The organism is Aliihoeflea sp. 40Bstr573 (assembly GCF_024105655.1).
Classification (GTDB): Bacteria; Pseudomonadota; Alphaproteobacteria; order Rhizobiales; family Rhizobiaceae; genus Aliihoeflea.
On record NZ_JAAAMH010000006.1, the window covers coordinates 130952 to 147150 of the forward strand.

Below are 16199 nucleotides of genomic sequence, written 5' to 3' on the forward strand. Positions count from 1 at the left end.
CGAACCCTCTTCCGCGCGACGAGACGACCGGCCTTGTCATGACCGATGTATCCCACCCGCCCATGCTGCAGACCGGCACCGACACGTGCCTTGGCCGCATCGGCGCGCTGGAGGTGCATCTGGCGACGAGCGCGTGCGAAGTGGAGGCCGCGCAAAGGCTGCGCTACAAGGTTTTCTATCAGGAGCGCGGCGCCGGCGCGCCGTGCGACCTCTCGCGCGATGCGGACCGTTTCGACGATATCTGCGATCATCTCCTGGTGGTGGACACGTCGCTGGCCGTTCCCAATCGCGAGCGGATCGTCGGCACCTACCGGCTCCTGCCGCAGGAAAAGGCTGTTGCAACGGGCGGCTTCTATTCGAGCGCGGAGTTCGGCATCGACGCCCTGACGGCGCGCCACCCTGGCCTCAACCTCCTCGAACTCGGCCGCTCCTGTGTGCTGCCGGCCTATCGCTCGCGGCGCACGGTCGAGCTGTTGTGGCAGGGCATCTGGGCCTACACGCGCCGCCACGGCATCGACGTGATGGCGGGCTGCGCTTCCTTCGAGGGAACCGTGCCGGCGCGCCATGCCGAGGCGCTTTCCTTCCTGCACCACAATTGCCGCGCGAGCGGCGACTGGGCCGTGCGCGCGGTGGACGAGCGCTTCGCGTCGATGGACCTGATGCCGGTGGAGGGTATCCGCACGCGCGAGGCGCTGGCCGCCATGCCGCCGCTCATCAAGGGCTATCTGCGGCTCGGCGCGATGATCGGCGAAGGTTGCGTCATCGACCACGAATTCGGCACGACCGACGTGTTCGTCGTGCTGCCGGTGGCGAAGATTTCGGCCCGCTACATCAACTATTACGGCGCGGATGCGCAAAGGTTTGCCGCCTGACACGGGCGTTTCGGCGATCGAGCGCCTGAAGCGTCTTGATCGCGATCTGCCCGGTGTCGAGCCGGTCTGCCCTTACTTCTTCTCCCAATCCGTGCCGATCGCTTCCTCGTCGCGCTCGCGGGCCTCTTCGACCACTTCGCGGGCTTCGGCGATGTCGTCCTGATCGGCCGACTGAGGCTCCGACTCCGACTTTTCCGTTCGGCAGAACAGCAGTTCGAAAAAGACGGGGAAATGGTCCGAGCCACAGGGCCTGAGCCGCTTCATTCGGATGAGCCGGAATTCCGGCGAGTGGAAAAGATGGTCGAGCGGCCAGCGCAGAAACGGGAAACGCGCGTCGAAAGTGGAGAAGATGCGCCGCCCGATACGCGGGTCGAGCAGGCCACTTATCTTGCGAAAGCGCTCGGTCGTCACTGACCAGGCGACGTCGTTCAGGTCGCCCGTGACCATGACCGGCAGTTTCTCATCCTTGACCTTGAGCGCGACCAGCGCCGTCTCGCCGTCGCGGCCTTCCGTGCCGCGATGAAGGACGGGCGGCTCGGGGTGGATGAAATAGGCGCGGAAGGCCTTGCCCTTCGGCGTGCGGATCGTGGCGATGACGGAGGGCACGCCTTCGGTCAGGAGCTCGTCGATCTCGAACGTCTCGAACGGGAAGCGCGAGGCGACGATCATGCCGTAGGAATTGTCGCGCGTCGCGTTGGCGACATGCTCGTAGCGGGCGAGAAGATCGGCCACGCCGTCGCGCCATTGGTCGTCGACCTCCATGAGGACGACGATGTCGGGATCGCATGCGGCGATCTCTTCGGCGAGTTCCCGATAGCGCGTGTTCGACATCTTGACGTTCGACGAGACGAGCCGAATGCGCTCGCCCTCCTCCCCGGGCTGTGCATCGGCCGTCTGCTTGCGCCAGACCGGAGTGAAGCGAAGGATATGGGGTGTCTGGATGGCGATGACGGCAGCAAGCGCCATCTGGACGACGCGCCAGCCGGTCTCCTCGCCGTCGAGGAAGACCGACGCGACGAGCAACGCTGCCGCGAGCGCCAGGAATTGCTGGCGCGGGAAGTCACCGACCCTGACGATGCCGTGGGCGAAGGGAAGGAAGGGCAGGACGCTCGCCACGACGAGAAACGACGCCAGGGCGGCAAAGATCAGGAACACGGCACGTCTCCGGAGCAGCGGCGGGAATGAGCAAAAGACAATGCATTCCCGCCTGCCATGTTCCCGCCTTGATCAGCTACCTGCGCTGAAGGCGGCTATGGCCGCCATGTTGACGATGTCGGAATCCTTGGCGTTCAGCGAAACGATCTGGACTGGCTTGTTGAGGCCGACCAGCAACGGCCCGATGACGGTGCACCCGCCCAACTCCTGCAGCATCTTGGTTGAGATGGAGGCGGAGTGGAAGGCCGGCATGACGAGGACGTTTGCAGGTCCCGACAGGCGGCAGAACGGATACTGCGCCATGAGCTTTGGATTGAGCGCGACGTCGGCCGCCATCTCGCCGTCATACTCGAAGTCGACGCGGCGTTTGTCGAGGATCTTGACCGCTTCCTGCACACGCTCCGAGCGCTCGCCAGGCGGGTGGCCGAAGGTGGAGTAGGCGAGCATGGCGACGCGCGGTTCGTACCCCATGCGCCGCGCGAAGCCCGCTGCTTCCTCGGCGATGTCCGCAAGCTCGACGGCGTTCGGCATGTCGTGAACGGCGGTGTCTGCGACGATGACCGTGCGGCCGCGGCAAAGCGCGATCGACGCGCCGATGACGCAGTGGCCGGGACGTGCCTCAATTGTCTTGCGCACGTCGTCCAGCACGGTCGAATAGTTGCGCGTAACGCCCGTCACCATGCCGTCGGCATCGCCGAGCGCGACCATGGCGGCGGCGAAATGGTTGCGGTCGTTGTTGATGAGGCGCTGCGCGTCGCGGAAGAGGTAACCCTTGCGCTGCAGGCGCTCGTAGAGATAGTCCGCATAGATGCCGTTGCGGCGCGACAAGCGCGCATTGATGATCTCGATGCCGGGGCGGTCGAGATCGACGCCGGAATTGCGGGCGTTCTCCTTGATGACGTCGTCGCGTCCCAGCAGGATCGCCGTGCCGAGCTTCTGGCTGGCGTAGGAGACGGCGGCGCGCATGACCTGTTCTTCCTCGCCCTCGGCGAAGACGATGCGCTTGGGCTGGCGGCGGACGCGGTCGTAGATGCGCTGCAGCGTTGAGGCGATCGGGTCACGCCGCGCCGAAAGTTCCTGCTGGTACTTCTCGAGGTCGAGGATCGGCTTGCGGGCGACGCCCGAATCCATCGCCGCGCGGGCGACGGCGAGCGGAATGGCCGAGATCAGGCGCGGGTCGAACGGCACCGGGATGATGTAGTTGGGGCCGAATTTCGGGCGCATACCCTGATAGGCGGCTGCGACGTCGTCGGGAACGTCCTGCCGGGCGAGGTCGGCCAGCGCCTGCGCGGCCGCGACCTTCATGTCGTCATTGATCGTGGTTGCGCGCACGTCGAGGGCGCCTCGGAAGATGTAGGGGAAGCCGAGGACGTTGTTGACCTGGTTCGGATAGTCCGAGCGCCCGGTCGCCATGATGGCGTCGGTGCGGATTTCGGCGACCTCTTCGGGCGTGATCTCCGGGTCGGGATTGGCCATGGCGAAGATGATCGGGTTCTTCGCCATCGACTGGACCATGGCGGGCGTCAGCGCGCCCTTGGCCGACAGGCCGAAGAAGACGTCCGCGCCGTCCAGCGCGTCGGCGAGCGTGCGCGCCTTGGTCGGCACGGCATGCGCCGACTTCCACTGGTTCATGCCTTCTTCGCGGCCCTGGTAGACGACGCCCTTGGTGTCGCACAAGATGACATTCTGCGGTGCGAAGCCGAGCGACTTGACGAGTTCGATACACGCGATGCCCGCCGCGCCCGCGCCGTTGCACACGAGCTTGGTGTTGGCCATGTCGCGCCCGGTCAGGTGCAGCGCGTTGATGAGGCCGGCGACCGCGATGATGGCGGTGCCGTGCTGGTCGTCGTGAAAGACGGGGATATCCATCAATTCGCGCAGGCGCTGCTCGATGATGAAGCATTCCGGCGCCTTGATGTCTTCGAGATTGATTCCGCCGAAGGACGGGCCGAGGAGCTTGACGCAGTTGATGAAGGCGTCGGCGTCCTCGGTGTCGACCTCGAGGTCGATGGAATCGACATCGGCGAAGCGCTTGAACAGAACGGCCTTGCCTTCCATGACGGGCTTTGAGGCAAGCGCGCCCAGATTGCCCAGGCCGAGGATGGCGGTGCCGTTGGAGATCACCGCGACCATGTTCCCGCGCGCCGTGTAGTCGAAGGCGCGGCTCGGGTCCTCGGCGATGGCCTTGACCGGAACGGCCACGCCCGGCGAGTACGCGAGAGACAGGTCGCGCTGCGTCGCCATCGGCTTTGTGGGAGTTATCTCCAGCTTGCCGGGCCGGCCTTGCGCGTGGAAGTCGAGCGCCTCCTGCGGGCTGACGGAGGGCGTGGAGGGCTCGGATTTGTCACGTGGTGCCATGGGTTCTGCTGTCCTCCCGGCTCGGCATTGTTTTTGTGGAGTTTTGTCGAGCTCTCGCGAATAAGGCTACACTTCCGGTCTGTAAATCGCCAAGCAGGGAGGCCAAGTTTTTTGCAGCCACGATCCGGGGACGACATGAACCAGCATTTGGCCGGTCAGCAAGGCTTCGCCGGCGTCCCGATCCCGCAGGCCGGCGGTGGCACGCCGATGATCGAGCAGTTCATCGAGATCAAGGCGGCGAACCCGGACGCGCTCCTGTTTTATCGGATGGGCGACTTCTACGAACTGTTTTTCCACGACGCGGAAGTGGCTGCGCGCGCGCTCGGCATCACGCTCACCAAGCGCGGCAAGCATCAGGGCGAGGACATTCCAATGTGCGGCGTGCCGGTCCACGCCGCCGACGACTACCTGCAAAAGCTGATCGGGCAGGGCTACCGCGTTGCGGTGTGCGAGCAGGTCGAGGATCCGGCCGAGGCGAAGAAGCGCGGTTCGAAATCGGTCGTGAAGCGCGACGTGGTGCGCCTCGTCACGCCGGGCACGATCACCGAGGAAAAGCTGCTTGCGCCGTCCGAAGCCAACTATCTGATGGCGCTGGGTCGCACGAAGGGCGACGCACGAGGCGGGGAGGGTGACGGCGCGGCAGGCAATGACGGCAATCTTGCCCTGGCCTGGATCGACATCTCGACCGGCGCCTTCCGTGTCTGCCGAACCAGTGCCGGACGGCTCCTGACAGATATCCTGCGCGTCGATCCGCGCGAGGTGATCCTCGCGGACGCGGTGTTCCACGAGCCGGAATTGCGGTCGACATTCGACGTGATCGGACGGCTCGCCAATCCGCAGCCGGCGATCCTGTTCGATTCGTCCGCGGCGAGGGGCCGCATCGCGCGCTTCTATGACGTGGCGACGCCGGACAGTTTCGGCGAGTTTTCCCGCGCCGAGCTCTCGGCCATCGCCGGCTCCATCGCCTATGTGGAAAAGACGCAGGTTTCCGAACGCCCGCCGCTGGGCTTTCCAGAGCGCGAGGAGGAGGGGACGAGCCTCTTCATCGACGCGGCGACGCGGGCCAACCTGGAACTTCTGAAGACGCTGTCGGGCAGCCGCGAAGGCTCGCTCCTGAAGGCGATCGACCGCACGGTAACCGGCGGCGGCGCGCGGCTTCTGGCCGACCGGCTGATGTCGCCGCTGACCGATCCGGTCGCGATCAATGCGCGGCTCGACGGGATCTCCTTCCTGATCTCCGAACCGCGCCTGTGCGAAAGCCTGCGCGCCATCTTGAAGGGCGCGCCGGACATGCCGCGTGCGCTTTCACGTCTCGCGCTCAATCGCGGAGGGCCGCGCGACATGGGCGCGCTGCGCGCCGGGCTTGACGCCGCGCGGCAGGCCAGCGACCTGCTGCGCTCGGCCATGCTGCCAGCCGAACTGGTCGAGGCCTGCGAGGCGCTCTCGGCGCTGCCGACGGCACTGACTTCGCATCTTGGCGCGGCTCTTTCGGACGAACTGCCGCTCTTGAAGCGGGACGGGGGCTTCGTCGCCAAGGGATATGACGGCGAGCTCGACCAGATGCGCGCGCTGCGCGACGACACGCGCCGCGTCATCGCCGGCATGGAGCGCGACCTTTGCGAGGAGACCGGCGTTCGGTCCCTCAAGATCCGGCACAACAACGTGCTCGGCTACTATATCGAGGTGACGGCGCAGAACAGCGGTGCGCTGACGGAGGGCGACGCGGCCAAGGCGCGCTTCATCCACCGCCAGACCATGGCGAATGCGATGCGCTTCACGACGACCGAACTCGCGGAACTCGAAACAAAGATCGCGAACGCCGCCGACCGCGCGCTGCAGATCGAGTTCGGCGTCTTCGACAGACTGCTCGCCGAGATCGTCGGCCATGCGGCCGCGCTGCGCAAGGGCGCGGCGGCGCTGGCGGCGATCGACGTCGCGACTTCGCTCGCGGTGCTGGCCGAGCAGGAGAACTACGCGCGCCCGCAGGTCGATGACGGCCTCGCCTTCGCGATCGAGGGCGGGCGGCATCCGGTCGTCGAGCAGGCGCTGCGCCGCCAGCTCGCCGATCCGTTCGTGGCGAACGACTGCGATCTTTCGCCTGCGGACGGCGACAAGCGCGGTGCGATCTGGCTCCTGACAGGCCCCAACATGGGCGGCAAGTCGACTTTCCTGCGCCAGAATGCGCTGATTGCGATCCTCGCCCAGATGGGCTCCTTCGTGCCGGCGCGACAAGCCCATATCGGCGTCGTCGACCGGCTGTTCTCCCGCGTCGGCGCTTCCGACGATCTGGCGCGTGGGCGCTCGACCTTCATGGTCGAGATGGTCGAGACGGCGGCGATCCTCAACCAGGCTGGCGAGCGCGCGCTTGTCATCCTGGACGAGATCGGGCGCGGCACCTCGACCTTCGACGGCCTGTCGATCGCCTGGGCGGCGGTCGAGTATCTGCACGAGAAGAATGGCTGCCGTGCGATCTTCGCCACCCATTTTCACGAGATGACGGCGCTGTCGGAGAAGCTGGCGCGCCTCGCCAACGTCACCTTGAAAGTGAAGGAGTGGGAAGGCGACGTCGTCTTCCTGCACGAGGTCGGCAAGGGCGCGGCCGATCGTTCCTATGGCGTGCAGGTGGCCAAGCTCGCTGGCCTGCCCGATTCGGTCGTGGCGCGCGCGCGTCAGGTGCTCGGACAGCTTGAAGAGGGCGAGACGAGCGGCAAGGCGGCCAAGCTCGTCGACGACTTGCCGCTCTTTTCCGTCGCGGCGCGGCGCGCCGAGCCGAAGCCGGCGGCCAGCGACGGGCTGGCCGAGGAACTTGCCGCGATTAGGCCCGACGACATGACACCGCGCGAGGCGCTGGAAGCGCTGTACCGGCTGAAGGAAAGAGCGTCGAAGCGGCGGTAGCGGGCTCGCTCGAAACGGGGTAGAAGTGCGGCCCAAAATGAACGAGCCTGCCCGATGGCCAAGATTCCCCTGAGACTGGACGAGATCGTCGACGGCGCGAAACTGCGCCGGGACCTGTCCGAACTGACCGCGCCGCATGCCGGCGAGGGCGGGCGCGACGACGTGCGCAGGGGCGCGCTCCAGCTGCTCAAGAACCGCATGGCCGAAGGCCGTGCAAAGGCTGAGACGATGCTGATGGAGGACGGCGGCGGCACGGCCTGCGCCGAGCGTCTTTCGCATCTGATGGACGAAGTCATCCGCGCGCTCTACGAATTCGCGGTCGCCCATGTTCACCGGCCCAAGACCCCGGCCGAGCGCATGGCGGTGATCGCCGTCGGCGGCTATGGGCGCGGCACGCTGGCGCCGGGATCGGACATCGATCTTCTCTTCCTGCTGCCGGAAAAGCACACCGCCTGGGCCGAGAAGGTGGCCGAATACATTCTCTACATGCTGTGGGATCTGGGGCTTAAGGTCGGCCACGCAACGCGCAACAGCGACGAATGCATGCGCCTGTCGCGCACCGACGTGACGATCCGGACCTCGATCCTCGAGGCGCGATTTGTGTGGGGCGACGAGGCGCTTTTCGACGGGCTGGTCGAGCGCTTCGACGAGGAAGTCGTCAAGGATACGGGCGCCGAATACGTGCAGGCAAAGCTCGCCGAGCGCGACCAGCGCCACGCAAAGGGTGGCGATACGCGCTATCTTGTCGAGCCCAACGTCAAGGAAGGCAAGGGCGGCTTGCGCGACCTGCACACGCTGTTCTGGATCGGCAAGTATTTCTACCGCGTCCCCACCGCAGAAGAACTGGTCGGCAAGGGCGTCTTTACCCGGCGCGAGTATCTCGAGTTCCGCAAGGCGGAAGATTTCCTGTGGGCGGTGCGCTGCCACATGCACTTCCTGACCGGGCGGGCCGAGGAACGGCTGCATTTCGACATCCAGCGCGAGATCGCCGAACGGCTCGGCTACACCAGCCATCCTGGCCTTTCGGCCGTCGAGCGCTTCATGAAGCACTATTTCCTGATGGCGAAGACCGTGGGCGACCTGACGCGCATCTTCTGCGCAGCGCTGGAGGAAGAGCAGGCCAAGCACGTTCCTGGCTTCAACCGCATCTTCCTCAACTTCTCGCGCCGGCGGCGCAAGCTTGCCGGGACGAGCGATTTCGTCACCGACAATCACCGCATCAACGTCATCGATCAGGACGTCTTCAAGCGCGATCCGGTCAATCTGATACGGATTTTCTGGTTGGGCGACCGGCACGGGCTCGAATATCACCCCGAAGCGTTGAAGCTCGTCACGCGCTCCTTGAAATTGATCGACCGGAACCTGCGCCGCGACGAGGAGGCGAACCGCCTCTTCATGGACATCCTGACCTCGAACCGCAATCCGGAGCTGAACCTGCGCCGGATGAACGAGGCAGGCGTCCTCGGCAAGCTCATCCCCGAATTCCGCAAGATCGTGGCGATGATGCAGTTCAACATGTACCACCACTACACGGTGGACGAGCATCTGATCCGCTGCATCGGCGTTCTGTCGGAAATCGAGTGCGGCGACGGGGCGGAAATCCATCCCCTATCGCACACGCTGATGCCGGAACTGAAGCGCCGGCGCAAAGTGCTCTATGCCGCGGTCCTGTTGCACGACATCGCCAAGGGGCGGCCGGAGGACCACTCGACGGCGGGCGCGCGCATCGCGCGTCGGCTCTGCCCGCATATGGGCTTCAACGCTGCCGACACAGAGACCATAGCCTGGCTGGTCGAGAACCATCTCGTCATGTCGATGACGGCGCAGACGCGCGACCTGAACGACCGCAAGACGATCCAGGATTTCGGTGACGTGGTGCAGTCGGTCGAGCGGCTGAAGCTGCTGTTGATCCTGACCGTCTGCGACATCCGCGGCGTCGGGCCGGGTGTGTGGAACGGCTGGAAGGGCCAGCTCCTGCGCACGCTCTACTATGAGACCGAACTGCTCCTGACCGGCGGATTTTCGGAAGTATCGCGCGCAAAGCGGGCCGAGATCGCGCGTGGGCAACTGGCCGATGCTCTCACCGACTGGTCGCCGGAGGAAGGGCGCCGCTATGTCGCGCTCCACTACGACAACTATCTCCTGACCGTCGATCTGAAGGACCAGCTCCGCCACGCCGCCTTCCTGCGCGAGACCGACATTGCCGGGCGCAAGCTGGCGACGGCGGTGAAGACGCACGAGTTCGAGGCGGTGACGGAGATCACCATTCTGTCGCCCGACCATCCGCGCCTGCTTTCGGTGATCGCGGGCGCCTGCGCGGCGGCGGGGGCCAACATCGTCGATGCGCAGATATTCACGACGACCGACGGACGCGCGCTCGATACCATCTTGATCTCACGCGAGTTCGACCGCGACGAGGACGAACTGCGCCGCGCACGACGTGTCGGCGCGCTGATCGAGGACGTGTTGTCGGGCAAGAGCTGGCTGCCGGAAATCATCGAGAAGCGCGCCAAGCCCAAGCGCGGGTCGAAGACCTTCCGGCTGGAGCCGCGCGCCGATGTGCGCAACACGCTCTCCAACCGCTTTTCGGTCGTCGAGGTGAAGTGCCTCGACCGGCCGGGCCTTCTGTCGGAGATCACCGGTGCGATCTCGGACCTGTCCCTCGACATCGCCTCGGCGCACATCACCACCTTTGGCGAGAAGGTGATCGACACTTTCTACGTCACCGACCTGACCGGCGCGAAGATCGAGAATCCGACACGGCTCGCCACGATCCGCAAGCGGCTGATCCAGACGCTCGGCGGCGAGAAGGCCGAGAGCGCGAAGCAGGCGGCGGAATAGTGAGAGCCGCATGAGCCTGGTGCGCAAATTCGCGACCGTCGCGTCCGGTACGATGGCGAGCCGGGTGCTCGGTTTCACGCGTGAGATGCTGATGGCGGCGGCGCTCGGCACCGGGCCGATCGCGGACGCCTTCTATGCAGCCTTCCAGTTCCCGAACACGTTCCGCCGGCTCTTCGCCGAAGGCGCGTTCAACGCCGCTTTCGTGCCGCTCTTTGCCAAGGAGATCGAGGCGAACGGGATGGACGGCGCGCGGCGCTTTGCCGAGGAGGTCTTCGGTGTCCTCTTTTCTGCGCTGATCGTGCTGACGATCCTGATGCAGCTTTCGATGCCGCTTCTGGTTTCGACGATCATCGCGCCGGGCTTCGCTGACGATCCGGAAAAGTTCGACCTGACGGTGAAGTTGGCCTGGGTCATGTTCCCCTACCTGATGTGCATGTCGCTCGGCGCGATGATGGCGGGGATGCTGAATTCGCTGCGCCGCTATTTCGCTGCGGCAATCGCGCCGGTCTTTCTCAATATCATCCTGATCGGTGTCCTCGCCTATGCGTGGTGGCAGGGGCATGACGGGCGCGAGGTTGGATACGGACTTGCCTGGGGCGTGCTTGCGTCGGGCCTCGTTCAGCTTGCCATCGTCTGGGCGGCGGTGCGGTCGGCGGGCGTGCGGATCGGCTTCAAGCGGCCGCGCATGACGCCAAACGTCAAGCGCCTGCTTTGGCTCGCCTTCCCGGCCGCGATCACCGGCGGGATCACGCAGATCAACACGCTGGTCGGCACGGCGATCGCCTCGACGCAAGCCTCGGCCGTCGCCTCGCTCGCCATGGCGGACCGCGTCTATCAGTTGCCGCTGGGCGTCGTCGGCATCGCGGTCGCGATCGTGCTCCTGCCCGAACTCGCCCGCGCGCTGAAGGCAGGCAACGACCGAGAGGCGGCGAACCTGCAGAACCGGTCGGTCGAGTTCACATTGTTCCTGACGCTGCCGGCGGCGGTCGCGCTCTTCGTCATTGCCGAGCCGATCATCCGCGTCCTCTACGAGCGCGGCCAGTTCGCCGAGATGAACGCGACGCCGGTGGTTGCCGCGATCCTGGCCATCTTCGGTCTCGGCCTGCCGGCCTATGTGCTGATCCAGGCATTCCGGCCGGGCTTCTTTGCCCGCGAGGACACACGCACGCCGATGATCTTCGCCGCGATCTCGGTGGTGACCAACATCTCGCTGGCGCTTTATCTTCTGCCGCGCATGGGCGCGCCGGGGATCGCGGTCGCCTCCGCCGTGTCGGCCTGGATCAACGCGGCCCTGCTTTTCGGGACGCTCGTCAAGCGCGGCCATTGGGGCACCGACCGGACGCTGTTGAAGCGCCTGCCGCGTCTGGTGGTGGCGGCGTTTCTCATGGGCGTCGCGCTCTGGTTCGCCGCCGACTGGCTGGCACCCTGGCTGCAGCCCTCGTCTGCGCTTGCCGAACAGGTGCTGGCGCTGGTCGCCATGTGCGCCAGCGGCGCGGCGCTCTATTTCGCGCTTGCGTTTGCCACCGGCGGCGCCGACATCGCGACGGTGAAGCGTGCGGTGCGGCGCGGGCCGAAGACGCCCGACACCTTGAACCCGCAATGAGGCCGGGCTATCAGCGCGCCTGAGTTCTTTCCTGCCAGATCGGCCCTCCACCAGCCTTGGAAAATCCATGACCGACTTCAAGCCTCTCGTCTTTTCCGGCGTCCAGCCGACCGGCAATCTCCACCTAGGCAACTATCTCGGCGCGCTGACGAAGTTCGTCGCGCTGCAGGAGAGCCATGACTGTATCTATTGCGTCGTCGACATGCACTCGATCACGGCGCAGCTCGTCCACGCCGACCTTGCCGAACAGACCCGCTCCATCACCGCCGCGTTCCTCGCCTCGGGCATCGATCCCAAGAAGCACATCGTCTTCAACCAGAGCCGGGTGATGCAGCATGCCGAGCTCGCCTGGGTGTTCAACTGTGTGGCGCGCATCGGCTGGATGAACCGGATGACGCAGTTCAAGGACAAGGCTGGCAAGGACCGCGAGAACGCCTCGCTGGGCCTCCTCGCCTATCCAAGCCTGATGGCGGCCGACATTCTCGTCTATCGCGCAACCCATGTGCCGGTCGGCGACGATCAGAAGCAGCATCTGGAACTGACGCGGGACATTGCCACCAAGTTCAACAACGATTTTTCCGCCCGGATTGCCGATCTGGGCGTCGGCATTCCGATGAAGATGGGCGACGAGACGGTCAACGGCTTTTTCCCGTTGACCGAGCCGCTGATCGAGGGGCCCGCGACGCGCGTCATGAGCCTGCGCGACGGCGCCAAGAAAATGTCGAAATCCGACCCCTCGGACCTCTCGCGCATCAACCTGACCGACGATGCCGATACGATCTCGAAGAAGATCCGCAAGGCCAAGACCGACCCGGACGCCTTGCCGGGCGAAGTGGAGGGGCTGAAAGGCAGGCCGGAAGCCGAGAACCTCGTCGGAATCTATGCGGCGCTCGCCGGCACGACGCGCGAGAAGGTCATCGCGGATTTCGGCGGACAGCAATTCTCGGCCTTCAAGCCGGCCCTGGCCGATCTGGCCGTTGAAAAACTGGCGCCGATATCGGCCGAGATGCGCCGCATTTCGGACGATCGCACCTATGTCGACGGCGTCCTGCGCGATGGCGGCGAACGGGCCGGCGCGCTCGCCGAGGCGACGATGAAGGATGTTCGCCGGATCATCGGTTTCCTGGCCGACTGATCTGCTCGCTTGCCGGTTCCGCAACCGGCTGGCAGATTGCGCGCGACTCACAATCGGGAGCCGACATGGTATCCAGACGCCTCAGCCGCGAAGCCGGCCACCGCCGCAAGTTCCTGGCGATCGTCGACGACACGCCCGAATGCGAGCGGGCGATCGCCTATGCCGCGCGGCGCGCGCAGACGACCGGTGGCGCGCTGCTTCTGCTCTTCGTCATCGAGCCGGGCGAAGTGCAGCACTGGCTCGGCGTCGAGCAGATCATGCGCGAGGAAGCGCAGGCGACCGCGAGCTCGGCCCTCGACACGCAGGCCAACAAGGTGCGCCACGAACTCGGGCTCGAGCCCGAACTCGTCATCCGCGAGGGCAAGGCCGCCGACGAAATCCACGCCTTGATCGAGGAAGACCAGGATATCGCGATCCTCGTCCTGGCAGCTTCCAACGCGAAGGAGGGGCCGGGCCCGCTGGTCGCCTCGATCGCGGGCAAGGGCGCCGCCTTCCCGATCCCGGTTACGGTCGTTCCGAGCAGCCTGTCCGACGAAGACATCGAGGCCATCGCCTGAGGCAGGCCGGCATCGCGGGTGGAGCGGCCTCAAAACGCCGGCTTTCTGCGCTTCCGGTGCTCGCGCAGTTGATGTACGCTCCGCGCCGGTTCTCGAAGCGGGCGTTCTTGGCGCCTTCGAGGCCCGTTGGCTGCGCGCCTCTTGTGCCTTGCATTAGAGTGCGCAAGCCTCTATTTTTAGAACAATTCCAAATTCACGCCGAGCACGGAGACCCGGTCATGTTCATCCAGACGGAAGCCACCCCCAATCCGGCGACCCTGAAATTCCTGCCGGGCAAGGTCGTGCTCGAAGAGGGTACCGCCGATTTCCGCGATGCGGCGAGCGCCGCCGAGGCCTCGCCGCTTGCCGGTCGGCTGTTCGACGTGCCGGGCGTCACCGGCATCTTCTTCGGCTATGACTTCATCACCGTCTCCAAGGACGGCGCGGACTGGCAGCATCTGAAGCCCGCCATCCTCGGGACGATCATGGAACACTTCATGTCCGGCCAGCCGGTCATGGCGACGGGATCGCAGGCCCGCGCCGATGAGGTGGCCGAGGGTGAGGAATTCTACGACGTGGCCGATGAAGAGATCGTAGGCACGATCAAGGAACTGCTCGACACCCGCGTGCGGCCGGCCGTCGCGCAAGATGGTGGCGACATCACCTTCCGCGGCTATGAGAACGGCACCGTATTTCTGCACATGAAGGGGGCCTGCGCAGGCTGCCCGTCCTCGACGGCCACCCTGAAGCACGGCATCCAGAATCTGCTGCGCCACTTCGTGCCGGAAGTGCAGCAGGTCGAACAGGTCACGTAAAGCCAGTCCTGAACGGAAACGAAAAAAGCCGGGCTGCGAAGCCCGGCTTTTTTGCTGGCGGTGTCCTGTTGCCTGGACGGTTCGCCTAAAGAACGATGACCTTGGCGCCGTTTTCGGCGCGGTCGTAGAGATCGATAATGTCCTGGTTGATCAAGCGGATGCAGCCGGACGACATGGCTTGCCCGATCGATGCCCATTCGGGCGTGCCGTGCAGCCGGTAGCCGGTGTCGCCACCCGAATTGAAGAGGTACAGCGCGCGCGCGCCCAGCGGATTGCCGAGGCCGCCGGGCTGCCCGCCGCGCCATTTGGCGAGTTCCGGCTGGCGCTTGATCATGGCGGCGGGCGGCGTCCAGGTCGGCCATTCGCGCTTCATCGCGATTCGCGCGGTGCCCTTCCACTCGAAGCCCTCGCGGCCGACGCCGATGCCGTAGCGCATTGCCTTGCCATCCTCGAGAACGAGGTGGAGATGCTTGGCGTTGGTGTCGACGATGATCGTGCCCGGCTTCTCGTCGGTCTGGTACTTGACGATCTGGCGCTGGTACTGCCGCGGCAGCTTCGACAGCGGCACGGCCGGAAGCTGGTAGCCGGCGTCGCGCACCGAAGCATAATTGTTGGCGAGGACGCGTCCGCCAAGATCGGTGGAGCAGCCGGCAAGGCCGAGGCTGGCGAGAATGGTCAGAGCGACAGCAAATTTCAGCGAGTTCATCGATGTGCCGATCCCAAGGCCGCGGTTCGGCCCTTCTTCGGTCACGATTTATTCTTGGCGGACACGATCTGCCAAGATCAAAATGGTCCAACCTTCGGGCCCGATTGAATTGCCCTGCCGCTCTGCGGCAAAAGCGCAACAATCGAAGCCGCCTTGCCGGGGAAACTCTTTGCGAAACGGTCGAATCCTGCGAAAATCGACCCATGCCAATCGTCTCGCCCGTTCCAATCAACCCGCTTGCCGACGGTCGCCAGTCCGATCGGGCGCTGCTCGTGCGGCGCGGCGTCCAGCGCCTTTTTGCGCAGATGGGCGCAGCCGTCCTGCCCGAACTTTGCCTGCCGACGGGCCGACGGGCCGATCTCGTCGCGCTGACAGCGAAAGGCGAGATCTGGATCGTGGAGATCAAGACATCGGTCGAGGATTTCCGGGTGGACCGCAAGTGGCCTGAATACCGACTGCATTCGGACCGCCTCTTCTTCGCGACGCATCCAGGCGTTCCCGCACAGATTTTCCCCGACGAGTGCGGCTTCATCCTGTCTGACGGCTATGGAGCCGAGATCATGCGCGAAGCGCCCCAGCATCGGCTGTCGGCGCCGCTGCGCAAATCGCTGACGCTGAGAATCGCCCGTGCGGCGGCCGCGCGGATCACGGCGGCGGAGATCGCCGGCGTGCCGGTGCCGCTGCTCGATCCGAAGGACGAGTGCTGAGATCAGCGCGGCGCGCGCTTGGCCAGGATGCGCTGCAGCGTGCGGCGGTGCATGTTGAGGCGGCGGGCGGTTTCTGAAACGTTGCGGTCGCACATCTCATAGACGCGCTGGATGTGTTCCCAGCGGACGCGGTCGGCGGACATCGGATTTTCCGGCGGCGCGGCCTTCTCGCCCGTCTGCCGGGTGAGCGCGGCATAGACGTCGTCGGCGTCGGCGGGCTTCGAGAGATAGTCGACAGCGCCGAGCTTCACCGCATTGACCGCGGTGGCGATGTTGCCATAGCCGGTGAGGATGATGGTGCGGCAATCGTCGCGCCTGTCGCGGATCGCCGAGACGACATCGAGCCCGTTGCCATCGCCAAGCCGCATGTCGACCACCGCATAGGCGGGCGGCGCGGCGCGGACCTTGGCAACCGCCTCTTCGACGCTTTCGGCCGTATCGACCGTGAAGCCGCGGGTTTCCATCGCGCGGGCCAGACGCGTCAGGAAGGGCTTGTCGTCGTCGACGAGGAGCAGAGTCGGGTCTGCACCCAGATCGTCATGGTCGATGGTGGCGTCGTCTTCGATCATTTTTCCA

12 protein-coding genes are annotated in these 16199 nt (G+C 65.4%); 8 read left to right on the top strand and 4 right to left on the bottom strand.

Going from position 1 to position 16199, the window contains the following annotated elements; translation table 11 throughout:
- The first annotated feature begins 38 nt into the window (after positions 1 to 38).
- Positions 39 to 872 (top strand): GNAT family N-acetyltransferase, encoded by an 834-nt coding sequence (locus tag GTK01_RS10035; protein ID WP_252925820.1) that lies wholly within the window; start codon positions 39 to 41, stop codon positions 870 to 872.
- A gap of 72 nt (positions 873 to 944) precedes the next feature.
- On the opposite strand, the gene GTK01_RS10040 is transcribed toward GTK01_RS10035, so the two are convergent.
- Entirely contained in the window at positions 945 to 2027 is a 1083-nt protein-coding gene (locus tag GTK01_RS10040; protein WP_252925742.1) for an endonuclease/exonuclease/phosphatase family protein, read from the bottom strand.
- 72 nt (positions 2028 to 2099) lie between these two features.
- On the bottom strand, positions 2100 to 4385 hold the full coding sequence (locus GTK01_RS10045) for an NADP-dependent malic enzyme (RefSeq protein WP_252925743.1): 2286 nt from the start codon (positions 4383 to 4385) through the stop codon (positions 2100 to 2102).
- A gap of 135 nt (positions 4386 to 4520) precedes the next feature.
- Between GTK01_RS10045 and mutS the strand changes: the two genes are divergently transcribed.
- The 6 genes from mutS to GTK01_RS10075 all read left to right on the top strand — a co-directional run bounded on the left by mutS (position 4521) and on the right by GTK01_RS10075 (position 14210).
- Complete coding sequence (gene mutS / locus GTK01_RS10050; RefSeq protein ID WP_371924311.1) at positions 4521 to 7280, top strand: DNA mismatch repair protein MutS; 2760 nt, start codon at positions 4521 to 4523, stop codon at positions 7278 to 7280.
- A 54-nt stretch (positions 7281 to 7334) separates the two neighbouring features.
- Entirely contained in the window at positions 7335 to 10121 is a 2787-nt protein-coding gene (locus GTK01_RS10055) for a [protein-PII] uridylyltransferase (protein ID WP_252925744.1), read from the top strand.
- Positions 10122 to 10131: 10 nt separating this feature from the next.
- Entirely contained in the window at positions 10132 to 11724 is a 1593-nt protein-coding gene (murJ, locus tag GTK01_RS10060) for a murein biosynthesis integral membrane protein MurJ (protein WP_252925745.1), read from the top strand.
- Between the two features lie 67 nt (positions 11725 to 11791).
- On the top strand, positions 11792 to 12859 hold the full coding sequence (gene trpS, locus GTK01_RS10065) for a tryptophan--tRNA ligase (RefSeq protein ID WP_252925746.1): 1068 nt from the start codon (positions 11792 to 11794) through the stop codon (positions 12857 to 12859).
- 65 nt (positions 12860 to 12924) lie between these two features.
- Positions 12925 to 13416: a universal stress protein gene (locus GTK01_RS10070; RefSeq protein ID WP_252925747.1), complete on the top strand. Its 492-nt coding sequence runs from the start codon at positions 12925 to 12927 to the stop codon at positions 13414 to 13416.
- A 218-nt stretch (positions 13417 to 13634) separates the two neighbouring features.
- Positions 13635 to 14210, top strand: coding sequence for a NifU family protein (locus GTK01_RS10075; RefSeq protein WP_252925748.1), 576 nt, complete (start codon positions 13635 to 13637; stop codon positions 14208 to 14210).
- Between the two features lie 85 nt (positions 14211 to 14295).
- On the opposite strand, the gene GTK01_RS10080 is transcribed toward GTK01_RS10075, so the two are convergent.
- Positions 14296 to 14916: a L,D-transpeptidase gene (locus GTK01_RS10080; protein ID WP_252925822.1), complete on the bottom strand. Its 621-nt coding sequence runs from the start codon at positions 14914 to 14916 to the stop codon at positions 14296 to 14298.
- A gap of 203 nt (positions 14917 to 15119) precedes the next feature.
- On the opposite strand from GTK01_RS10080, the gene GTK01_RS10085 reads away from it, so the two are divergent.
- On the top strand, positions 15120 to 15623 hold the full coding sequence (locus tag GTK01_RS10085) for an MmcB family DNA repair protein (RefSeq protein ID WP_252925749.1): 504 nt from the start codon (positions 15120 to 15122) through the stop codon (positions 15621 to 15623).
- Between the two features lie 2 nt (positions 15624 to 15625).
- On the opposite strand, the gene GTK01_RS10090 is transcribed toward GTK01_RS10085, so the two are convergent.
- Positions 15626 to 16192 carry an ActR/PrrA/RegA family redox response regulator transcription factor gene (locus GTK01_RS10090; RefSeq protein WP_252925750.1) on the bottom strand — a complete coding sequence of 189 codons (567 nt, stop codon included), beginning with the start codon at positions 16190 to 16192 and terminating at the stop codon, positions 15626 to 15628.
- Positions 16193 to 16199 lie beyond the last annotated feature (7 nt).